Source organism: Bradyrhizobium sp. PMVTL-01 (assembly GCF_051861855.1).
Classification (GTDB): domain Bacteria; phylum Pseudomonadota; class Alphaproteobacteria; order Rhizobiales; family Xanthobacteraceae; genus Bradyrhizobium.
The window spans coordinates 4,028,571-4,050,195 of the sequence record NZ_CP193982.1 but is presented as its reverse complement, the minus strand read 5'-3'; the positions used below and the strand labels follow the sequence as shown (position 1 = coordinate 4,050,195).

Here is a 21,625-nt window from a genome sequence, read left to right as displayed (position 1 = left end):
CGCGTTACTTCTCAACGTTCCAGAACACCGGGATGGCGGACGGTATCAGACCGCGCAAAGTCGCGCGATAGGCGACGGGTGGGGCGAACTGACTCCACGGAATTGCGGGCGCCTGATCGTACATCACGGCTTGAATCTCGCCCGCGATCTTCTTGCGGTCCTCCTCGGCGGGGGCCTTGGCAAACGCTTCCATCAGAGGGGTGATGCGCCTGGATGATCGGCCTTGCTGTAGACGAACGGACCGGAGCCGACGATTGACGATGGAGGAGACAGGTCCGCGCTACACTCTCGCCGTCGTCGCCCAGATTGACCGCACGACCCAAGATTCCAGAGACAGCGACGCATGCGGAGAAGCCGCGGCGTACTGGATGCCCCGCCTTCGCGGGGCATGACACCGGGATTGTGGCGGCAGGGGCGGCCCGCGCCCTACCCGATCACGCGGCCGAACTTGTTCGACTTCGGGAAACCCTTCGGGGCCAGGCGGCCCGCGTCGGCGCGGGTGCCCTGCCACTCCCCGAGCTCCTTCATGGTCGCACTGAACTCGCGGCCAGCGGAGTCCTTCCAGGTCAGGCCGGCCTTGGCTTCGAACACGGCGACGTCGGAGAGGCCGCCATCCTTGTACTTCTGCAGGCGCACGCCGCGGCCGCGTGCCATCTCCGGCACCTGGTCGAGCGGGAACACCAGCATCTTCCGGTTCTCGCCGATGACCGCGACGGTGTCGCCTGTGACCTCGGTGATCGCGCGCGCCTCGTTCGGCATGTCGACGTTGAGGACCTGCTTGCCCTTCTTGGTGGTGCCGACGCAATCGTCCTCGTTGACGACGAAGCCCTGGCCCTCGTGACTCGCGATCAGGAACTTGCGTCCGCCCTTGTTGACGAACAGCGCGACGGGCGCGGCCTCCTGCTCGAGGTCGATGAAGAGGCGGATCGGCTCGCCGTGGCCGCGGCCGCCCGGAAGCTTTGCAACGTCGAGCGAGTAGAACTTGCCGTTGGTGGCGAACAGCAGCAGCTTCGAGGTCGTCTCGGCGAAGAAGGCGAAGCCGAGCTTGTCGTCCTGCTTGAAGGCAAGGCCCGAGAGATCCTCGACATGCCCCTTCATGGTGCGGATCCAGCCCTTGTCGGAGACGACGACCGTCACCGGCTCGCGCTCGACGAAGGCTTCCTCGATCGCGGCGAGATCGTGCTCGGGTGCGTCGGCGAAGGTGGTGCGGCGCTTGCCGAGCGGCGTCTTCGGTCCGAACATGTCGCGGACCTTGCCGATCTGCTCGCCCACCTTCTTCCACTGCTCGGCTTCGGAGGCGAGCAGTGCGTTGATGCCCTTGAGCTCGGCACGGAGGTTCTTGTCCTCGGTGCGGATCTCCATCTCCTCGAGCTTGCGCAAGGAGCGCAGGCGCATGTTGAGGATGGCTTCCGCCTGCACCTCGGTGAGCTTGAACGTCTTCATCAGCTCGGGCTTCGGCTCATCCTCGGTGCGGATGATCTTGATCACCTTGTCGATGTTCAGATAGGCGATCAGCAAGCCGCCGAGGACCTCCAGCCGGTGCTCGATCTGCGTCTTGCGGTAGTTGCTGCGGCGGATCAGCACGTCGCGCAGATGGTCGAGCCATTCGCGCAAGCACTCCGCGAGCCCCACCACCTTGGGGATGCGGCCCTTGATCAGCACGTTGAGGTTCAGAGGAATCTTGCTTTCCAGCTCGGTCAGCCGAAACAGCGATTCCATCATCAGGGCGGGATCGACGTTCTTCGACTTCGGCTCGATAACGATGCGGACGTCTTCGGCCGACTCGTCCCTGACGTCGCCGACCAGCGGCAGCTTCTTCTGATCCTGCAGCTCGGCGATCTTCTCGATCAGGCGCGACTTCTGCACCAGGAAGGGAATCTCGGTGACGACGACGACCCAGGTGCCGCGCGCGCCCTCTTCCTGCTCCCAGCGGGCGCGGACGCGGAACGAACCGCGGCCTGTGGTGTAGGCTTCAGCGATCGCCTGCTTGGAATCGACGATGATGCCGCCGGTCGGGAAATCCGGGCCCTTGACCCACCTCAAGAGCGCCTTGGACTTCGCGTCGGGCTTCTCGATCAGATGCAGCGCGGCGTCGCAGAGCTCGGCGGCGTTGTGCGGCGGGATCGAGGTCGCCATGCCCACCGCGATGCCTTGCGCGCCGTTGGCGAGCAGGTTCGGGAAGCCGCCGGGCAGAACCACCGGCTCCTTCGATTGGCCGTCGTAATTGGCGCGGAATTCGACGCCGTCCTCGTCGATGCCTTCGAGGAGAAGCCGCGCGACGTCGGTCATGCGCGCTTCGGTGTAGCGGTAGGCGGCGGGGTTATCGCCGTCGATATTGCCGAAATTGCCCTGGCCGTCGACCAGCGGATAGCGCGAGGAGAAATCCTGTGCGAGGCGGACCATGGCGTCGTAGATCGCCTGGTCGCCGTGCGGATGGAACGAGCCCATCACGTCGCCGACGATCTTGGCGGACTTCTTGAACGCCGTGCCGGGGTCGAGCCTGAGGAGGCGCATGCCGTAGAGGATGCGCCGGTGCACCGGCTTCAGGCCGTCGCGCGCGTCCGGCAGCGCACGGTGCATGATGGTGGACAGCGCATAGGCGAGATAGCGCTCTTCCAGCGCTTCCCGCAGCGGCACCTCATGGATTTCGGCCGGCTCTTCCGGCGGAATTATTCGTTTGCCCATATGGCCTTTACTTTCAAAGACTTCCGGCTGGGCCTCGGGCAATTCCCCAAAAACCTGGCCAATTCTCCCCCGCTGGGGCGCGATTCGGGCGGATATATAGCAGGCTGGGCCGCGACATGCGCCCCTGCCCCGCGTCAGGGCCATGGCACGAGTTATCCACAGGGCGCCCGCCGCCGCTCCGGGCGGTCTGTCGTGGCCCCCTCGCATACGCTCCCCAGCGCCTGCGATGAAAGCCTCGCCCAGTGCGCTATCGTCTCGGATGCCGGCCTGGCGCCGCCTCCCGAATGCCGAGCGGCGACCGCACCACGCAGCGGAAGCCGACATGGCTGGTCGAAGTATCGATCGCCTCGGCATGCCGCGCCGCCGGGCGATACCGGCGGCAGCAATTCGGCGCGCAGAGGTGCGAGCCGCCCTTCAGCACCTTTCGCGGAATCCTGATGTCCGGCAGGCTCGGGTCGTGGCTTGCCTCCTCGTCGCCGCCACGCGGATTTCTCGGAATGCAGCAGGGCCTCGCCGCTTCGGCCGGATGCCGCGACGACCACCAGTCCGAGGTCCACTCCCAGACGTTCCCGATCATGTCGTGGAGGCCGTAGCCGTTCGGCGGAAAGGCCATGACCGGCGAGGTACGCTCGAACCCATCCTCGCCGACGTTCTGGACAGGGAAGTTTCCCTGCCAGACGTTGGCCATGTGCCTGCCGCCCGGCATCGGCGCATCACCCCAGGCAAACTCCTCGCCGTCGAGCCCGCCGCGCGCAGCGAACTCCCACTCCGCTTCGGTGGGCAGGTCCTTGCCCGCCCGGCGCCCATAGAGGAGACGTGCACGACCGGGTGGTCGTCGAGTCCCTTGATATCGCGGCCGGGCTGTAAGGATGGCGCCAAACGGCACCGCGCATGAAGGACCACCACTGGCTCCAGTCGGCAAGATCCGTGATGCGCGGCAGCGCCGAGAATACCAGCGAGCCGGCGTAGAGCATCTCCCTGAGCGCACCGGGATAGTCCTCGAGATCAGCGACACCTGCGCCTGGCCGGTGGCGTTGACGAACTTCTTGAACTGCCGGTTGGTCACCGGCGTGCGGTCGATCCAGAAACCGTCGACGCAGACACGATGGCTCGGCGCTTCCTCGGGATAATGGTGATCGGATCCCATCCGGAAGGTGCCGCCGGGAATGAAGACCATCTCGCCGGTCTTCATGTCGTCCGGCAACCACTCGCAGTGATCCAGATCGGCCCGCAGCATGCAGCACACCACCCCTTCCCGCCGCGATCCGCAGCGCGTTTCGACTCATATCGCTTAGGTTGCAAAGGGTATCCGGAGTTGCGGCGACTGTGATGTGCAGATTGTGCCAGCACGCCGCGGCGATAGCCGGGATCGGGCGATGCAACGCCTCATATCCGCTCAATTCACCCCTCCTAACGCCGGATTTGTCTCGCGTCGCATTCGATCAGTAGGATCAAAACGCGAACTCAATTCACAGCACCTCTTCGCGTTATGGTGGTATTTCATTTGTCCCTGCCGCACAAATGTCGCGCTTCAAGACAAGTGTACGACCATGTCGCAGTCTCTTCTGGTTGATTCACGGAAGCTCGACGATTTCGAGGGCCTGCACCAGGCCGTGCACGGCTCTCACGTCGACGTCATGCAGCTCGGACGCGGGCGGCTACGCGGGACGCTGTCCCATGTCGGCATCGGCGATTTCTCGCTCAGCATCGGCGCCTTCAACATCGGAATGCGCACGCAGCGCACCTCGAGCGACGACAAGCTGATCATCGGGATGCTGCTGGCGGCCGAGCGGCGCGTTGCCCATTGGTCCTTCGACATGCAGCTCAACGACGTGCTCGTGATCCCGCCGCTGCTCGAGCATGACGGCGTCTTCCACGGCGCGTCCGCTTATGCGGCCATGCGGTTCGATCTCGATGAAGTGGCGGCGCTGTTCGGCGGAGAGGGGCGTCTGAGCGATCCCGACACATGGCGCAAGCGCGGTCATTTCCGGGCGGACCTCGCGACCGGCGCGGTGGCCTCGCGTCGCCTGGTCCGGATCATGTCCCATCTGAGCGCCCACAAGGACGGCCTGACGCCCTCGACGGCCGATTTCTGGAAACGATCGATCGTCGAATGCATGGCTGCCAACGTGATGTCGTCGCTGCCGCCCGATGATAGCGGCAGACTTCGTTCTGCAAGACGGCTCATCCGCAAAGTCGAGGAGTATCTTGACCGGGCTGGCACGCGCCCGGTGCATGTTTCGGAAATATGCGCCGCGTTCATGGTGTCGCGACGCACTCTGCATCGTGCCTTTCAAGAGGTATTCGGGCTCGGCCCCGTCACCTTCCTGCGCCACAAGCGGCTGTGCGCCATTCACTCCATCTTGCGCAAGAGCAGGCCGGGTTCGACCACCGTGGCGACGGTCGCGATGCAGCAGGGCTTCTACGAGCTCGGGCGCTTCTCGCAGTATTATTCGATGATGTTCGGCGAGCGTCCCTCACAAACCCTGGGAGCCACATCATCCACTCACTCGGACGATGGGCACGCTCAGGCAACCTCCATCCTCTTTGACAGATGAAGCGACGAGCGGATCGCGCGACTTTGTCCAGTTGAGGATCGATCGGCTCCTTCTAGCGGGCTACTCCCCGGCTGCGGCAAATGGAAACAAAAGAGGCCGCCCTAGCGAGGCGGCCCAACTGCCGTCGCCCCCCAGCAGGACGGCGTCACGATGCCGGCGATACCTTCATCCCTGTGGTGGCCCTTTCGTCGCCGAAGGTCGCCGCTCCCTGACATGCAGATCGGAGAGTGCTTGTAACCGACTTACGCGCGACCTTACGCCGGTGGACGATACGGATATGCGCACCGCGAATGGTCCGCCAGCTATGGGAAATCCTAATCCGAGTCATTTAGCCTCCGAGGTTCAATGAATAGCGACGGTTGGCTCAGCAGCGTGCTTTCCAACTCACGCCCGGGATAGCCGATCGCAAGGTCAATGACCGTGATGCGCGTCACGGGAACTTCGAGAATTAAATTGGCTGATGGCTGCCTAGATTGGGGCGGCGGGTAGGGTCGGTGCTCTCGGCCCGCGCTCTCAGCGCGTCTATGCTGCACAAATCGACGCGTCCATGTTCTAGCGGATTCGGACGCCCGCTGGTGATCAATGGGGCCGAGCGGCGGTCGTCGGGCTTCTCAACAAGAAGCCGGTCAACTATCGGGCCGCAAGGCAGCCAACAAGCACGCGCGTCTTGCAACATGTGATTAGGATCACGGCCCTAGCGTACGACTTGTAAGATTGTCGCGCCTATCAGTTGTTTGCTGTTCTTTGAGGAAGCACACTATGAACGTCGTGATTAAAAGACTTAATGGCCTGTGGCACCTCGTCGTCGGATCGTGCCAGCTCCGAACCCCCTTCGTTGAGACTCAGGACCGGGAGCTGGTCGTAACGTACGCCCGGAGGATTTACCCTGGCGCCAAAGTCTTCGAACGCAGCTGACCTCAGAGCGACGCACTCGAGCGGATGTTGTCTGATACTCGAGCTGATTGGCAGGTGCGTAGAAGAGACCGCTCGCGCGGAGCACTCGGCGCACTCCTTGAGCGCGTCTGGAGAGTGTTCCGATCCGGTCACGGTCGGATGGCTATTGTTGTGTCGAGCTTCAATCGAGAGTGTCCCGGACACACCGTGAAGTGTGCAGACGAGATCGCGGAGCGACACTCTCGCGCAATCGGCGGAGCCTGGCGCTAGAGCACAGCCCTACTCGCCCGGCGGGCAGATCGGCTATCTGCACGACTGGGAAATAACGGGTAATCTAGCGAATGCGGTTACTCGTCTCGGTGCAGACTATTCAGGGACGATCACGCTGCGCCGGGTTGGCCCGTGTAGCGTCAATGGCTTAGAGCAGAAGCAGGCGCGCATGCAGCTGAAAGTTTCGTCCCGGCGGCTGGAAGGCACGTTGATCATGGACGAGGATCAATGCCGCATCGTCGCATCTGGATCATCGGCGCGGGACTGTTGAGCTGCGGCAGCGGACAAGACGTTCCGATCAATCTCCTGATCGGCAAGGCGGTCGAGACCGAGGCGGCTGATGGCGCGCGACTTTGGAGCGCCGCGATTCCGAAGTGCTGCTTGCTCGCGGCGCGACGTCCGCGACTGCTGTGATGCCGGCGCAGCGCCAACGCACGCTCCTGCGGCCGCGACTGGCTCGGCTGCTCCACCTAATCCGCAAACTATCAGAGAGGCGCTGCACGACTCTGGGAGGCGAGAGCTTTGCGTGGCCTTTCCCAATGTACAGTTTGGAGCCGCAAGCTGTTCTTGAGATTGTGTCCGGGCTGCGACGGAACTGCCGTCGGGCGAGCATCGCTCCGGCGAAGGCGCGCCGGATGATTGCTGTCGCGATCGCATTCACCCTCTGCCGCAGAAGTGTGAATGATGGCAGCTCCGACAGCACGGCATCCTCTCAGTGCGGCCTGCCGAGCACGAACGCGAATGGCAGAACGAAGATCTCGTCGCCGGCCTCATCGCTGACATGCAGGGCCCACTGACGCCAATCTTCCAGGTTGGTGGCGGTGATGAGGGACTGCACCCTGCGGGTGGCCTCTTCACACGCCTCGATCAAGTCGGATACGAATGTACCGCGACGATCCATCAGTACGCCCTTAGCGTTCGAGCAATGAAAATAAACCTGAGCCATGTACGCCTCCTTGCAACATCGGTGAGCAAGCTCGACCCTGCATGTCGGAGTCATACTAGGCTGCAAGGGATTGTCCGTGATCATCCGCACATGTGCGGCTTGGCCGCCTCGCCGAGCCGTGATCGGTCCGGCCTCAAATCACGCACACCACACATCGGCGGACAAGACATGATCCAACGTCAGCGTTAGACCAATGGCGGGCGTCAGCGGTGCCTGCCGGGTCGGTAGCCGAAGCTCCGCGGCAGCTGTGTATCGTACCCACGTCCCGTCGGGCTCGACCGGCCCGCTGCTGCTGAAGCGGCGCATTGCTGGCAGAGACAGCAACAGAACGCGGCATCATCTCGCAGTGCCTGCAAACGCGACGGAAGAGGCTCGGAACTCTATCTCATTATAGTGGCGGGGCTGAATTGCCCCGCCCTTGACCCGCTGAGGTCCGTCCGAGCATCTCTACATTTATCGGCTATTCTACTCGCTACCCGCGGCCGTAAATAGAACCGACGGCCGTTTCGGAGTGATGCAGTGGCGGCCTTAGGTTGGTTATGAACGCCACGAAGCACAGCGCTCCGATCGCGAAGATGATAGGACTGAAAATGTAGTTCAGGTTCATCTGTCTTCCTCGCCGCCTTTTATGGTTCTAGGACTGCATCATGCAGGCATGAACTGGACCATGAGCAGATCAACCCCAATCGTCCGTGACGGCGCTCACAATCCCGAAAATTGCTTCCTCTGCCTCCCCGGAGTCACGCAGCGGCCCTTTGCCTGGCTATCTTCGCGATGGTGGCGCGGCTGCACGCCGCGGCGGACTGGACAGCGTTCCACGACATCTTGACCGGCAGCATGCGGAAAAGCCTTGTTGCGGTCGACATCGGCGGCCCTCTGTCCTGGTCTTGGGCTACCCTTGCGCCTGCCGGCAGCGGCGGTCTTTGTTGCGTGCGATGGGCGCGAGCATGTGGAGCATTCCGTTGATGACATCGAACACGCGGCCCGTGAGCGCGTTGGCATTGCCACGCGTGATTTCCGTCACAGATAGAAATGTCGCCCTTCAGTATGGTTTGAGCCACATGTTGGTCATTGCAACCCCTGAGGAGGGAACTCATGAGTGGCAGCCCTACTAACGCAAGCGGTGGATCTGGCAGAGCCGCACGATGCGCGGTTTGTGATGGCAAATTTGGACTCGTCCGGCACCACTCGTGGCGAACCTCTCTCTGTTCCAGGAAGTGCGTCGATCGCTTCAGAGCTCGCCGGGAAAATGATCGCAATTGGCTATCCTGGCTTCGAATCGCTTTGGACCAGGCGCCAGAGAATCGAGCGAGGGCTTGATGACTTCCCAGATTTCACAACGAGGCAAGGAATACTTAACAGCAGCACAGAGCTTGTTCCGCGCTGCCCAATCCATGACCGACCGAGTGATTGCGGGCCAGCTTAAGGCTCTCGCCGACGACTACGAGCGGCGAGCCGAGAAGGCGTCGCATGCTGACGCGGCCAAGGCCATTGCGCGATCGGCCCCCGCTTCTGAACGCGAGTGACGTACATGACCTGACGGGCAGGTTCCCAAGGTGATGAGCCACTCCTCTCCAGCGCCGTCGCTCGCCCGCTGCGCTTCCGCGCCGTGGGAGCGCGCCCACGCCTCTGCGGCCGCCGCGGAGTATTTCGCCAAATAGTACAGCACGAGCGTGCAGGAGGCGCGGCGAAACAGGCCAGGTTGCGGCTCGCCAGCCGTCGCGTCCGGCGCAAAGGCAAACAGCGCCGCCGAATGCGCGAGTCCTCTGATCAAGATTTTGGGCTTACCCCGTTGTTCCGGGCAACTCCGTGCCCCAGGCATCATGGCCCCGAAATCACTGCCCTCGCCTGCTGCCGTAGCAGCGCATTGATGAAGCCGGCGCGGGCGTCGGAATGGCCCTGCCCGCGTGGCTCCAGCACGTGGCGCAGCAGGAACAGGCCGGTGAGCCGGAATCCGTCCTGGAGATCCTGCTCGGTGAGTTCGCTCGCGGTTTCGCCATGCCGCAGGAACGGCGGCAGCCGCAGCAGCCGGTCGCGCCACGGCTCGCCCGCGCCGCGCGAGACCGCCCCGCCGGATTTGGGCGAGACGTAGATCAGGTCGGTGGTCTCGCCGGTCACCGCGCAATTCTCCAGCGCGAGCCCGAAGCCGAGCTCGGCGAGCATCGCCAGCTCGAAGTGAATGAGATGCACCGCCGCACTGCCGATGTCGTCGAAATCATCGAGCGAATGTTCGAGCAGCGCAAAGATCTTCTCATGCGGATCGCGCTCCGGCAGGAGCCGCGCGATCGAGGCGAGATGGGTGACACCATAGACCCCATGGGACGATCCCAGCAGCGTGGCCGCCCGCAGCTTCAGCCCTTCGATGGCGTAGGTGCCGAGATGCTCGTCGAGCCGTGCCCGCCACACCGCACTGACGCTGTTGCCGGGCTGCAGCAGCGGCCGCAGCCGCGAGCTGGCGCCACCGCGCACGAGGCCGAGATGCCGGCCGTGCGCGCGCGTCAGCAGCTCGACGATGGCGCTGCTCTCGCCATGCCGGCGCACGCCCAGCACGATGCCTTCGTCGGTCCATTCCATGGGATAAGTGTAGCGCAATTCGGGCTATCGTGGGGTAGGCAAAGCGAAGCGTGCCCACCAATTTTCATTCACGGAACATTGGCGATTGCGGTGGGCGCGGCGCGGCAAGGCGCGCCTTTGCCAACCCTGCGGCATCGCGCAAGACGTCACGCGTTGAACCAGCCCCGGGCGTCGCCGGTGAAGGAGAAATACAAGCCCATCGCCGTCAGCACGCACGAGACGATCTCGATGGCACTATCGAGCTCCATGCCCTTCTCGCCGATGATCTGGCCGAGCGAGATCACCGACAGTACGAGCGCTGCCGCCAGCACCCATCGCGGCCAGTTCTTGCGCCACCGCGCGGCCAGCCAGACGAAATAGACGAGAAGCAGGATCATGCCGCCGGCGAGCAGGGTCGCCGTCATGATCATCTGCTCGGTCATCTCGACGTTGGGCGTGCGGTCCTGCACGGCAACCGAGACGGCATCCAGCATCAACGATGCATAGAGCAGCGCCTCGAAGCGCTGGACGTTGGCGGGCAAGCTCATCGGTGATCGATCTTTTCTTGGTTACTCTTTGGGGAAGTCGAGGCCCATTTCGCGGTAGCGATCGGGATCGTCACCCCAGTTCTCGCGCACCTTGACGAACAGGAACAGATGCACCGGCACGTCCAGGATCTGCATCAGCTCCTTGCGCGAGTCCGCGCCGATCGACTTGATGGTGGCGCCGCCCTTGCCGAGCACGATCTTGCGCTGGCTTTCGCGCTCGACGAAGATTGTCTGCTCGATCCGCACCGAATGATCCTTGCGCTCCTCCCATTTGTCGGTCTCGACCGTGGACTGGTAGGGCAATTCCTGGTGCAGCTTCTGATAGATCTTCTCACGCGTGATCTCGGCCGCCAGCTGCCGCATCGGCGCGTCCGACATCTGGTCCTCGGGGTAGAGGAACGGGCCCGGCGGCACCATCTCGGCGAGCGCCGTGCGGATGTCGTCGACGCCGTCGCCCGAGATCGCCGCGATCATGAAGGTCTTGGCGAACTTCATGCGCTCGTTGGCGGCCTGCGCCAGCGCCAGCAGCTTGTCGCGCTGGACCAGGTCGACCTTGTTGATGACGAGGATCTTCTCGTGGTTGACGCTGGCCGCCTTGGCGAGGATCGCCTCGGCCTCCTCGTCGATCCCGGTCTTGGCATCGAGCAGCACGCAGACGAGGTCGGCGTCGTGCGCCCCGCTCCAGGCGGTCGACACCATGGCGCGGTCGAGCCGGCGCTTGGGCGAGAAGATGCCGGGCGTGTCGACCAGGATGATCTGCGCGTTGTTTTCGATGACGATGCCGCGGATCAGCGCGCGCGTGGTCTGCACCTTGCGCGAGACGATGGTGACCTTGGCCCCGACCAGCGCGTTGACCAGTGTGGACTTGCCGACATTGGGCGCGCCGATCAGCGCGACGAAGCCACAGCGCGTTGCGGCAGGCGCCTCGCCGCTTGCTTCAGCCGTCATTGCCGCCGCCAACGCCTTCACGTTCAATCATCACCGAGGCCGCCACCTTCTCTGCCGCGCGCTTGCTGCCGCCGACGCCTTCGGCAGGCGCCAGGCCCGGCAGATCGACGGCGACGCGGAATTGCGGATCGTGATGCGGGCCGGTGCGCTCGACCTCGCGGTAGACCGGCGTCGGCAGCCCCTTGCCCTGCGCCCATTCCTGCAGAACCGTCTTGGGATCGCGCAGGGGGCGCCGCGGCTTGTGCATGCGCTCGGTCCAGTTGCGCCTGACGAACTCGGCCGCCGCGGCATGGCCGCCGTCCAGGAAGATGGCGCCGATCACGGCCTCGCAGATGTCACCGAGGATGGATTTGCGTAGGCGCGCATCGGCGCTGGGGCCGACCGAGCCGAGCTTGATATCGTCGAGCAGGCCGAGCGACTTGGCGACGTCCGCGCAGCTCTCCTTGCGCACGAGCTCGGCGAGCCGCTTGGACAGCTCACCCTCATCGGCATTCGGGAAAGCATGATAGAGCATGTCAGACACGACCAGACCGAGCACGTGGTCGCCGAGGAATTCGAGCCGCTGATAGCTGTCGCCGCGCTTGCGTCCGGACTTCAGCGCCGAGACATGCGTGATCGCCTGCATCAAGAGGTTCGGATCAGTGAAGCCGTGGCCGATGCGCGCCTCGAGCGCGGCGTTCGCGTCCGCCGCCTTGGCCTTGCTGCTCCGCGCCCGCTTCTTCTTCGCGGGCTTCTTGGTTTCAGGAGTCTTCGTTTCAGGAGTCTTCGTTTCAGGTGTCTTGGTCGCAAGCGTCTTGGCGGCAGCTTCGCCGTCGGGGACGGCTTGCGCGTCGATCGGTTCGGTCGTGATGTCCTTGGCTTCGTCTTTCATCGGACGATTTTGAAGAAGCGGTTCCAGCGCACCGCCCACGGCCAGCGCCAGAACATCCAGGCATGCTCGCCTTCGGCGATCGAGAAGAAGATCATCTGGGCGCGACCGATCAAATTCTCCTGCGGCACGTAACCGACCTGGCCGAGGAAGCGGCTGTCCGTCGAGTTGTCGCGGTTGTCGCCCATCATGAAGAAGTGGCCGGCCGGCACGGTGTAGACGTTGGTGTTGTCCATGTAGCCGTTGTCGGCGCAGTCCAGCGTCTCATAGGAGACGCCATTCGGCAGCGTCTCCTTCCAGCGCTTCACCCGGGAGATGCCGCCGCCTTCCGAGCCGCACGGATCCTCGCCGACATATTCGCTCATGCGCTGACGCTCGACCGGGGTATCGTTGATGTAGAGCAGGCCGTCCCGCATCTGGATGCGGTCGCCGGGAAGGCCGATGACGCGCTTGATGTAGTCGGTGGAGTCGTCCTTGGGCAGGCGGAACACGACGATGTCGCCGCGGTTCGGGTCCGAGCCCCAGATCCGCCCCGAGAACAGCGGCGGCGAGAACGGGATCGAGTAGTGGCTATAGCCGTAGGAATATTTCGAGACGAAGAGATAGTCGCCGACCAGCAGCGTCGCCTTCATCGACCCCGAGGGAATGTTGAACGGCTGGAACAGGAAGGTGCGGATCACGAGCGCGATCAGGAGAGCATGGATCACGACCCGGATCGTTTCGCCGACGCCGCTCTCAGTTTTCGTTCCCGAAGTCACGCTCATTGCTCTCTCAATTCCGGCCGGCGATCACAGAGCGCCCTCCTCCCGCGAACGGCCCATCGGTTCGCGGCGCAAGGAGATTGTCCTGATTCTGATAATGAGGGCCAATTCCGGCGTAAAGCCGAATTCGCCCGCCTGATTGCGTCGGCGGACTTTTAGACGGTTGTCGGGAGCCACGCAATCAAGGATCGCACTGAAACTGCCCAAGCTATTGATTTGCAGCACGAATTTTAAATAGGGCCACCAAACGGTCAGGGCTTGGCCAGCGGCACGGCGGAAATGACGACGAAGGCCTGCGCGAGCGGCCAGTCGTCGGTGATCGACACGTCGATCCTCGGCTCGAATCCCTCCGGCGTCAGGGCCTGAAGCCGGGCCAGGGCCCCGCCGGTGAGTTGCATGGTCGGCCGCCCCCCCGGCAGGTTGACCACCCCCATATCGCGCCACCAGACGCCGCGCCTGATGCCGGTGCCGAGCGCCTTGGAGCAGGCCTCCTTGGCGGCGAAGCGCTTGGCATAGGTCGCCACCACCATCTTCTCGTTCTTGGCCCGCCGCTCCGCCTTTGCCCGCTCGGCCGCGGTGAAGATGCGGTCGAGGAAGCGCTCGCCATGGCGCTCGATCACCTTGGCCACGCGGGTGATGTCGATCAGGTCGGAGCCGATGCCGATGATCATGCCCGGCTCCGGCCGCGGTCCATCGCAGCGCGCATGCTGCGCACCGTCTCGGCAAGGCCCACGAACAGCGCTTCGCCGATCATGTAGTAGCCGATGTTGAGCTCCATGATCTCCGGCAACGCCGCGATCGTCTCGGCCGTGGCGTAGTCCAGCCCATGGCCGGCATGGACTTCCAGCCCCGCGTCCTTCGCCAGCTTCGCCCCCGCCACGATCCGCTGCCATTCGGCCGCGGCCTTGTCGGTATGGCCATCGACGACGGCATCGCACCAGGCGCCGGTATGGATCTCGATCACGGGCGCGCGCAGGCGCGCCGCCATCTCGATCTGCGCCGGATCGGCGGCGACGAAGAGCGAGACGCGGATGCCGGCATCGCTCAGCCGCGCGATATAGGGCGCGAGCGCATGGTGCTGCCCGACCACATCCAACCCGCCTTCGGTCGTTACCTCCTGGCGCCGCTCCGGCACCAGGCACACCGCATGCGGCTTGGTCGCCAGCGAGATCCGCACCATGTCGTCGGTCGCAGCCATCTCGAAATTGAGCGGCTTGGAGATTTCCGCCTTCAGCCGCGCCATGTCCTCGTCGCGGATGTGCCGGCGATCCTCGCGCAGGTGCGCCGTGATGCCGTCGGCGCCGGCCTCGATCGCCAGCAGCGCAGCGCGCACCGGATCGGGATGGCGGCCGCCGCGCGCGTTACGCACGGTTGCAACGTGGTCGATATTGACGCCGAGGCGGAGCGGGGTTGCGGGCATTTCAGGACTCACGAAATCAGAGGGACAGACGCATGCGAGAGACGTCTATCCATTAACACGTTCGACGCGGGCGACGACCGCCTTGGCGCGCAGCTGCGCCAGGATCGCGCTCAGGTGCTTCAGGTCGTAGACTTCCAGGTCGATCGTCGTCTCGGTGAAATCGGGCGAGCGGCGCTGCATGCTGATATTGTCGATGTTGCCGTCGTGCTCGGCGATCACGGTCGCGATCTGCGCCAGCGCGCCTGGCTCGTTGACGTTCTCGACCTTGATGCGGGCGGGGAAGCGCTGCGGCGCGGTGTCCTCGATGTCCCAGCGCACATCCAGCCAGCGCTCCGGCTCCTCCTCGAAATCCTTCAGGGCCGGCGCCTGGATCGGATAGATCGTGATGCCTTCGCCCGGGGTGACGATGCCGACGATGCGGTCGCCAGGCACCGCGCCGCCGTTCGGCGCGAACTTCACCGGCAGGTCGGAATTGATGCCGCGGATCGGGATCGCGACCGGGCTGCGCGGCGGCTCGGACGACTTCTCCTTGGGCTTGGCGGCGAGGCCCTTCTTGATGCCGTAGCGGGCGACGCGCTCCTCCTTGTAGTCGGGGTACATCGCGCGCGCGACGTGCGAGGCCTTGATCTCGCCGCGGCCCACGGCCGCCATGACGTCCTCGATCGAGGTGCGCGCCAGCCGCGGCAGCGCGCCCTTGAGCTTGTCGTCGGCGTATTCGATCTTGGCACGCTCGAACAGGCGCTCGACGATGCGCCGGCCGAGACCGACATATTGGTCGCGCACGGCGGTGCGCGTGGCGCGGCGGATCGCGGCGCGCGCCTTGCCGGTGACCGCGAGCGTCTCCCAGGCGGATGGCGGCGCCGACTGCGCCTCGGAGGTCAGCACCTCGACCTCGTCGCCGTTCTGCAGCTCCGAGGACAATGGTGCGAACTTGCCGTTGATCTTGCAGCCGACGGCGCTGTTGCCGACGTCGGTATGCACGGCATAGGCGAAGTCGATCACGTTGGCATGGCGCGGCAGCGCGATCAGCTTGCCCTTGGGGGTGAAGCAGAACACCTGGTCGTGGAACAGCTCGAGCTTGGTGTGCTCGAGGAATTCCTCGGGATTGGCGCTCTCCGACAGGATGCCGACGGTGTGGCGCAGCCAGGCGAACGCGTTGGATTCGCGCTTGAGGTATTCGGTCGGCGAGCCCGCGCCTTCCTTGTAGAAAACGTGCGCGGCGATGCCGCGCTCGGCGATCTGGTCCATCTCCTCGGTGCGGATCTGGAGCTCGGCGCGCTGGTTGCCCGGGCCGATCACGGTGGTGTGGATCGAGCGGTAGTCGTTCTGCTTGGGCGTCGAGATGTAGTCCTTGAAGCGGCCCGGCACGACCGGCCAGGTGGTGTGAACGATGCCGAGCGCGCGGTAGCACGCCTCGACGTCGTTCACGACGACGCGAAAGCCGAAGATATCCGACAATTGCTCGAAGCCGATCGACTTGCGCTCCATCTTGGTCCAGATCGAGAACGGCTTCTTGCGGCGGCCGTAGACCCGCGCCCCCAGGCCCCGGTGGCGCAGATTGTTGGAGAGCTGGTCCTCGATCTCGCCGATCAGGTTACGGTTGCGCTCGGCGAGCGCATCGAGCCGCTGCATCACCACCGAATAGGCCTCGGGGTCGAGCGTGCGGAAGGACAGATCCTCCAGCTCCTCGCGCATTTCCTGCATGCCCATGCGGCCCGCGAGCGGCGCATAGATGTCGAGCGTCTCCTCGGCGATGCGCCGGCGTGATTCCGTCGGCACGAATTCCAGCGTGCGCATGTTGTGCAGACGGTCGGCGAGCTTGACCAGCAGCACGCGGACATCGTCGGCAATCGCCAGCAACAATTTGCGCAGGTTCTCGGCCTGCTTGGCCTCGCGCGACACCAGCTCCAGCCGCTTCAGCTTGGTCAGGCCCTCGACCAGCGCGCCGATCTCGGGCCCGAAGATCTGGTCGATCTCGGCCCGCGTCGCTTCGGTGTCCTCGATGGTGTCGTGCAGCAGCGCGGCCACGATGGTGGCATCGTCGAGCTTGAGGTCGGTGAGAATCGCCGCGACTTCCAGCGGGTGCGAAAAATACGGATCGCCCGAGGCCCGCGTCTGCGAGCCGTGCGCCTTCATGGCGTAGACATAAGCGCGGTTCAGCAGGTCTTCGTTGGTGTTGGGATTGTAGGACCTGACGCGCTCGACGAGGTCATATTGGCGCATCATGCGCGCGCGCGGCCTTGCCGGGCGCATCACCGGCGCAGTCGGGGCCATGGCAACCGATTCGGTTGCGGCCTGCATCTGCGTTGATCTCCGGCGCCGATATGCCATGCCGTCCTGCCTTCAAACGGGCCATGAAGCGACCCGTTGTATACATCCTAGCTCCGATCGCGTGCGCGTCCGATCAATTCGGTGACAGGTGCGCGGCGCCAACCGACAACACTATGGTAACCACGAAAACGCCAACAAAAGCAAAGGCCCGAACAGCTGTTCGGGCCCCTGATAAGATCACAAGAAGTCGATGATTGCGACGGGACGATCTACTCGTCCTCCTCGGGCTGCTCTTCCGGCGGCGCGAGGCCTTCGAGGCCCTTCAGGAGCTCTTCTTCGGTCATGCGCTCAACAGCAACTTCGGTATCGTCCGCATCAACGCTGGCGCCGGCGGAACCGATCAGCGGCACCGTATCCGGCTCGGGCTCGTCGACCTCGACAAACTTCTGGAGCGAGTGCACCAGCTCCTCGCGGAGGTCCTCCGGCGAGATGGTCTGGTCGGCGATTTCGCGCAAGGACACAACAGGGTTCTTGTCGTTATCGCGGTCAACCGTTAGTTGTGAACCAGACGAAATCATGCGGGCGCGGTGGGCGGCCAGCAGGACCAGGTCAAACCGGTTGTCGACCTTGTCGATACAATCTTCTACGGTGACGCGAGCCATGGACTGTCGCTCCGTTGTGGGTGAGGCGAAATATGTGGATGATTGGGGCTAGTTATAGGGGCCAAGGCGGTTTCGCAAGGCCAATTTGTGATTTGGCCTCGCCAAATGGCTCTGGTACCCCCACATTAGGGCTGGGATGGGTGATTTCCCGGGCTGCCAGCGAGGGCGGCGCCGGGCGTATGAGAGTCCGCCATAACTATACCTTGATTGCCCCGACTTCTCCGGATTTGCGGATTCGACGGGTTTAGGCGCCAGCTTGGGACTGCGCGACTGGCTGCCGCCGCGCCAACAATAATCGATCAATCACGACACACTACGCGAGCAAACTGAATGTCACCTTCTCCTACCAACAAGATCGCGCTCTTCATCGACGGGGCCAATCTCTACGCGACGGCGAAAACCCTGGGCTTCGACATCGACTACAAGCGCCTGCTGAAGGAGTTTCAGAGCCGCGGGACGCTGCTCCGGGCGTTCTACTACACCGCCATCATCGAGGATCAGGAATACTCCTCGATCCGCCCGCTGATCGACTGGCTGGACTACAACGGCTACACCGTCGTCACCAAGGCGACCAAGGAGTTCATCGACGCCTCCGGCCGCCGCAAGGTCAAGGGCAACATGGACATCGAGCTGGCCGTCGACGCCATGGAGCTCGCCGAGCACATCGACCAGATGGTGCTGTTCTCCGGTGACGGCGACTTCCGCTCCCTGGTCGAGGCGGTCCAGCGCCGTGGCGTGCGGGTCACCGTGGTCTCCACCATCGCCAGCCAGCCGCCGATGATCGCCGACGAGCTGCGCCGCCAGGCCGACGTCTTCACCGACCTCGTCGAGCTGCAATCCAAGCTCGGCCGTGACCCGTCCGAACGCCCCGCCCCGCGCGACCGCGGCGAGCGTGGTGAGGGACGCCACCATGCCCCGCAGTTCCTCCAGCGCGCGACAACCATGGCGCCGAGGGGCGATGACGACTTCGAGGAGTGAGGCGGCACGGTCAAGCCGCCAGCCTCCCGCCCTCGTCCCCGACCGTGACTGTCCGCTCTGCCCGCGCCTGGTCGCCTTTCGTCAGGCGAACCGCGCGCGCGAGCCGTTGTGGCACAACGCTCCGGTCCCGCCCTTCGGCGACATCACGGCGCGCCTGCTGATCGTCGGCCTCGCGCCGGGCATGCAGGGCGCCAACCGTACCGGCCGCCCGTTCACCGGCGACTATGCCGGCGAGCTGCTCTACGCCACGCTGCTCGAATACGGTTTTGCCAAGGGGACCTATCAAGCGCGGCCTGACGACGGGCTGAAGCTGGTCGACTGCCGCATCGCCAATGCGGTGCATTGCGTGCCGCCGCAGAACAAGCCGCTGCCGGTCGAGATCAATACCTGCCGCCAGTTCCTGGTCGCGAATCTCGAGACGATGCCGAAGCTGCGCGCCATCGTCGCGCTCGGACGGATTGCGCACGACAGCGTGCTCAAGCCGCTGAAGCTGAAGGCCTCGCAAGCCCCCTTCGGGCACGGCGCGGTGCATCAGGCCGGCCCGTTCAAGCTGTACGACAGCTATCATTGCTCGCGCTACAACACGAACACCGGCGTGCTGACCGCCGACATGTTCCGGTCGGTGTTCGCGAGGATCAAGGCCGACCTCGACTAGGGCCTGATGGGGCTGGGCCGGTCGGTCGGGGTTCACCTCTCCCCGGCGGGGAGTCGACGCCTGATTGCAACCAAACCTCATCCAACCTTAGCTGGCGATCTAGGCCCTGGTCGGATTGGCCTTCAGCCAATCCAGGACGTCGCCGGCATTCCGGTCGGGCGGAAACACCGGATAGAACACATGCGTGATCCTGGCGTCGTCGATGATCAGCGCAAGGCGCTTGATCAGCGTCAGGCCCGCGACCTCCATGGTCGGCAAGTTCAGTGCGCGCGTCAGTGCCAGCTTCTCGTCCGATAGCACGGGGAACGGCAGATGGAGCCGCGAGGCCATCTCGGTCTGGTACTCGTTGCTCTGGGTCGAGAGACCGAACACCTGCGCGGCGCCGGCGGCTTTCAGCTCGGCGAACAGATCGCGGAACGCGCACGTCTGCGGCGTGCAGCCGCGCGCGCCCGGGATCATGTCCCAATCGTCCACCAGCGCGATCTTGCCGGGCTCGCCGGTCCGCGGATAGGCGAACACCACGGTCCGGCCGGGCAGCGTCGACAGCGTCACTGACCTGTCGTCGGTCGCGAGCAGGCCGATCGGCGGCAGCGTCATGCCGGTCAGATGCGCGGCACGGCCGTCATCGGCAGGCGCCGGAATCTGGCTCCAGTCCACCTCGAGCAGGTTCCGTTGGTTCATCGCGTTAGCCCCTCGCCCGCATCAGCCGGCCCTTCTCGCGGCTCCAGTCGCGCTTCTTCTCGCTCTCGCGCTTGTCGTGCAGCTTCTTGCCCTTCGCGACGGCGAGCTGCAATTTGGCCCGGCCGCGCTCGTTGAAGTAAAGCTTGAGCGGGATCAGCGTCATGCCCTCGCGGTCGACCGCGCCCATCAGCTTGTTGATCTGCCGCCGATGCAGCAGCAGTTTTCGCGGCCGCTTCGGCTCGTGATTGAAGCGGTTGCCCTGGAGATATTCGGGAATGGTGGCGTTGATCAGCCAGATCTCGCCGTCCTTGGAGTCGGCGTAGGATTCGGCGATCGTGCTCTTGCCGTTGCGGATCGACTTGACCTCGGTGCCGGTCAGCGCAATGCCCGCCTCGATCGTGTCCTCGATCGCATAGTTGAAGCGGGCCTTGCGATTCTCCGCCATGACCTTGATCGGACGTTCATTCTTGTCGGCCATGACCTACAAAACCTGGCAAAAGACCTGATCGAGATACGCGCTTAAGCTAACAGTTTGCACGAAGCGGGCGCGTCACTTCTTGAGGAGATCGCGGATCTCGGTGAGCAGCACGACCTCCGCAGACGGCTTCGGCGGCTCCGTGGGCGCCGCCTCCTCCTTGCGCTTCAGCGTGTTCATGGCGCGGATCACCAGGAATAGCACGAAGGCGACGATGATGAAGTTGATCGTCAGCGTGAGAAAGCTACCGTAAGCAAGCACCGCGCCTTGCTTTTTCGCATCCGCTAAGTTGGTGGCGGTAACCGCCTTAGACAAGGGGATGAAGTAGTTCGAGAAGTCGAGGCCGCCAGTCGCTGCGCCGATGATCGGCATGATGACGTCGCCGACCAGCGACGTGACGATGGCGCCGAAGGCCGCGCCGATGATGACGCCGACCGCGAGGTCGACGACATTGCCCTTCATGGCGAACTCGCGGAACTCCTTGAGCATCCGCATGCCCTTTTCATCGACCCCCATGAAAAGCTCCCCGGGGTTGGTTAGCGCCTCAGTTGATCAATCCGGCGTGCACCATGGCACTGCGCACCGCAACGCGCGTCGGCTCGGAGACCGGCACCATCGGCAGCCGCAGCGTCTCATCGAGCTTGCCGAGCAGCGACATCGCATACTTGATCGGCGCCGGATTGCTCTCGATGAAGAGATTGTTGTGCAGCGGCATCAGCTTGTCGTGCAGCCTCAGGGCGGTGGCATGATCGCCCTTCTGCCAGGCGGCGTGGAACTCCGAGCACAGGCGCGGCGCGACGTTCGAGGTCACCGAGATGCAGCCATGGCCGCCATGGGCCATGTAGCCGATGATGGTGGCGTCCTCGCCCGAGAGCTGGTTGAAGTCCTCGCCCAGCGCTGCGCGCTGCTGCGACACGCGAACCATGCTGGCGGTGGCGTCCTTGACGCCGGCGATGTTCTTCAGCTCCCACAGCCGCTTCATGGTGTCGACCGACATGTCGATCACGGAGCGCGGCGGGATGTTGTAGATGATGATCGGAATCCCGATCGCATCGTTGATTGCCTTGAAGTGCTGATACATCCCTTCCTGGGTCGGCTTGTTGTAGTAGGGCGTCACGATCAGCACGGCGTCGGCGCCCGCCTTCTCGGCGTGCTGGGAGAGCTCGATCGCCTCCTTGGTCGAGTTGGAGCCGGCGCCCGCGATGACCGGGACGCGGCCCTTGGCTTCAGCGATGCACCATTCGACGACCTTCTTGTGCTCGTCATGGCTCAGCGTCGGGCTCTCGCCGGTGGTGCCGACCGGCACGAGGCCATTGGTGCCCTCCGAGATCTGCCAGTTCACCAGGGAGCGGAACGCCGCCTCGTCCAGCGAGCCGTTCCTGAACGGCGTGACCAAGGCGGTGAACGATCCCCGGAATTTCGTCTTGGCTGCCATGGACTTCCTCCGTACGC

Annotated in this window: 22 protein-coding genes; 5 read left to right on the top strand and 17 right to left on the bottom strand. The window is 64.1% G+C overall.

Features of this window, described 5'->3' with window-relative positions; genetic code table 11:
• Nucleotides 1-4: 4 nt before the first annotated feature.
• The 3 genes from ACRQ5Q_RS19505 to ACRQ5Q_RS19495 all read right to left on the bottom strand — a co-directional run bounded on the left by ACRQ5Q_RS19505 (nt 5) and on the right by ACRQ5Q_RS19495 (nt 3,922).
• On the bottom strand, nt 5-193 hold the full coding sequence (locus ACRQ5Q_RS19505; protein WP_439368562.1) for a hypothetical protein: 189 nt from the start codon (nt 191-193) through the stop codon (nt 5-7).
• A gap of 233 nt (nt 194-426) precedes the next feature.
• Nucleotides 427-2,685, bottom strand: a complete 2,259-nt coding sequence (gene parC / locus ACRQ5Q_RS19500) for a DNA topoisomerase IV subunit A (protein WP_439399539.1) — start codon at nt 2,683-2,685, stop codon at nt 427-429.
• A 247-nt stretch (nt 2,686-2,932) separates the two neighbouring features.
• Nucleotides 2,933-3,922, bottom strand: a complete 990-nt coding sequence (locus ACRQ5Q_RS19495; protein ID WP_439399537.1) for a formylglycine-generating enzyme family protein — start codon at nt 3,920-3,922, stop codon at nt 2,933-2,935.
• Nucleotides 3,923-4,235: 313 nt separating this feature from the next.
• Between ACRQ5Q_RS19495 and ACRQ5Q_RS19490 the strand changes: the two genes are divergently transcribed.
• Both ACRQ5Q_RS19490 and ACRQ5Q_RS19485 read left to right on the top strand, forming a co-directional pair.
• Entirely contained in the window at nt 4,236-5,243 is a 1,008-nt protein-coding gene (locus tag ACRQ5Q_RS19490; protein ID WP_439399836.1) for a helix-turn-helix domain-containing protein, read from the top strand.
• Nucleotides 5,244-6,635: 1,392 nt separating this feature from the next.
• Entirely contained in the window at nt 6,636-6,821 is a 186-nt protein-coding gene (locus ACRQ5Q_RS19485) for a hypothetical protein (RefSeq protein ID WP_439399535.1), read from the top strand.
• A gap of 298 nt (nt 6,822-7,119) precedes the next feature.
• On the opposite strand, the gene ACRQ5Q_RS19480 is transcribed toward ACRQ5Q_RS19485, so the two are convergent.
• Nucleotides 7,120-7,353, bottom strand: coding sequence for a DUF6894 family protein (locus ACRQ5Q_RS19480; protein ID WP_439399533.1), 234 nt, complete (start codon nt 7,351-7,353; stop codon nt 7,120-7,122).
• 1,319 nt (nt 7,354-8,672) lie between these two features.
• Between ACRQ5Q_RS19480 and ACRQ5Q_RS19475 the strand changes: the two genes are divergently transcribed.
• A complete protein-coding gene (locus ACRQ5Q_RS19475; protein ID WP_439399531.1) occupies nt 8,673-8,879 on the top strand; it encodes a hypothetical protein in 207 nt (68 codons plus the stop codon).
• A gap of 295 nt (nt 8,880-9,174) precedes the next feature.
• On the opposite strand, the gene recO is transcribed toward ACRQ5Q_RS19475, so the two are convergent.
• From recO to rpoZ, 9 genes are all read right to left on the bottom strand, one after another.
• Entirely contained in the window at nt 9,175-9,927 is a 753-nt protein-coding gene (gene recO, locus ACRQ5Q_RS19470) for a DNA repair protein RecO (RefSeq protein ID WP_439399835.1), read from the bottom strand.
• 146 nt (nt 9,928-10,073) lie between these two features.
• The gene (locus tag ACRQ5Q_RS19465; RefSeq protein ID WP_439399529.1) at nt 10,074-10,454 is read right to left on the bottom strand and encodes a hypothetical protein; all 381 of its coding nucleotides are present in this window, start codon (nt 10,452-10,454) and stop codon (nt 10,074-10,076) included.
• A gap of 21 nt (nt 10,455-10,475) precedes the next feature.
• Nucleotides 10,476-11,402, bottom strand: coding sequence for a GTPase Era (gene era, locus ACRQ5Q_RS19460; RefSeq protein ID WP_439368573.1), 927 nt, complete (start codon nt 11,400-11,402; stop codon nt 10,476-10,478).
• Nucleotides 11,392-12,273, bottom strand: coding sequence for a ribonuclease III (gene rnc / locus ACRQ5Q_RS19455; RefSeq protein ID WP_439399527.1), 882 nt, complete (start codon nt 12,271-12,273; stop codon nt 11,392-11,394). Before rnc ends, era begins: the two co-directional genes overlap by 11 nt.
• A complete protein-coding gene (gene lepB, locus ACRQ5Q_RS19450; RefSeq protein ID WP_283025868.1) occupies nt 12,270-13,034 on the bottom strand; it encodes a signal peptidase I in 765 nt (254 codons plus the stop codon). The genes rnc and lepB overlap by 4 nt, the downstream gene beginning before the upstream one ends.
• A 248-nt stretch (nt 13,035-13,282) precedes the next feature.
• Nucleotides 13,283-13,702, bottom strand: coding sequence for a holo-ACP synthase (gene acpS, locus ACRQ5Q_RS19445; RefSeq protein WP_439399525.1), 420 nt, complete (start codon nt 13,700-13,702; stop codon nt 13,283-13,285).
• Nucleotides 13,699-14,451 carry a pyridoxine 5'-phosphate synthase gene (locus ACRQ5Q_RS19440; RefSeq protein WP_439368578.1) on the bottom strand — a complete coding sequence of 251 codons (753 nt, stop codon included), beginning with the start codon at nt 14,449-14,451 and terminating at the stop codon, nt 13,699-13,701. Before ACRQ5Q_RS19440 ends, acpS begins: the two co-directional genes overlap by 4 nt.
• Nucleotides 14,452-14,496: 45 nt before the next feature.
• Nucleotides 14,497-16,782 carry a RelA/SpoT family protein gene (locus tag ACRQ5Q_RS19435; protein ID WP_439368579.1) on the bottom strand — a complete coding sequence of 762 codons (2,286 nt, stop codon included), beginning with the start codon at nt 16,780-16,782 and terminating at the stop codon, nt 14,497-14,499.
• 209 nt (nt 16,783-16,991) lie between these two features.
• Nucleotides 16,992-17,384, bottom strand: a complete 393-nt coding sequence (gene rpoZ / locus ACRQ5Q_RS19430; RefSeq protein WP_027522935.1) for a DNA-directed RNA polymerase subunit omega — start codon at nt 17,382-17,384, stop codon at nt 16,992-16,994.
• A 330-nt stretch (nt 17,385-17,714) separates the two neighbouring features.
• On the opposite strand from rpoZ, the gene ACRQ5Q_RS19425 reads away from it, so the two are divergent.
• Nucleotides 17,715-18,362, top strand: a complete 648-nt coding sequence (locus ACRQ5Q_RS19425; protein ID WP_018644573.1) for a LabA-like NYN domain-containing protein — start codon at nt 17,715-17,717, stop codon at nt 18,360-18,362.
• Nucleotides 18,343-19,017, top strand: coding sequence for a uracil-DNA glycosylase (locus tag ACRQ5Q_RS19420; RefSeq protein WP_439399523.1), 675 nt, complete (start codon nt 18,343-18,345; stop codon nt 19,015-19,017). The genes ACRQ5Q_RS19425 and ACRQ5Q_RS19420 overlap by 20 nt, the downstream gene beginning before the upstream one ends.
• Before the next feature lie 99 nt (nt 19,018-19,116).
• Here the strand turns inward: ACRQ5Q_RS19420 and ACRQ5Q_RS19415 are convergent, their stop codons facing one another.
• The 4 genes from ACRQ5Q_RS19415 to dapA all read right to left on the bottom strand — a co-directional run bounded on the left by ACRQ5Q_RS19415 (nt 19,117) and on the right by dapA (nt 21,608).
• Nucleotides 19,117-19,698: a peroxiredoxin gene (locus ACRQ5Q_RS19415; RefSeq protein ID WP_439368584.1), complete on the bottom strand. Its 582-nt coding sequence runs from the start codon at nt 19,696-19,698 to the stop codon at nt 19,117-19,119.
• A 4-nt stretch (nt 19,699-19,702) separates the two neighbouring features.
• Nucleotides 19,703-20,176 carry an SsrA-binding protein SmpB gene (gene smpB, locus ACRQ5Q_RS19410; RefSeq protein WP_035709956.1) on the bottom strand — a complete coding sequence of 158 codons (474 nt, stop codon included), beginning with the start codon at nt 20,174-20,176 and terminating at the stop codon, nt 19,703-19,705.
• Between the two features lie 72 nt (nt 20,177-20,248).
• Nucleotides 20,249-20,662, bottom strand: a complete 414-nt coding sequence (gene mscL, locus ACRQ5Q_RS19405) for a large conductance mechanosensitive channel protein MscL (RefSeq protein WP_439375621.1) — start codon at nt 20,660-20,662, stop codon at nt 20,249-20,251.
• A 55-nt stretch (nt 20,663-20,717) separates the two neighbouring features.
• The gene (gene dapA / locus ACRQ5Q_RS19400) at nt 20,718-21,608 is read right to left on the bottom strand and encodes a 4-hydroxy-tetrahydrodipicolinate synthase (RefSeq protein ID WP_439368585.1); all 891 of its coding nucleotides are present in this window, start codon (nt 21,606-21,608) and stop codon (nt 20,718-20,720) included.
• Nucleotides 21,609-21,625: the final 17 nt, after the last annotated feature.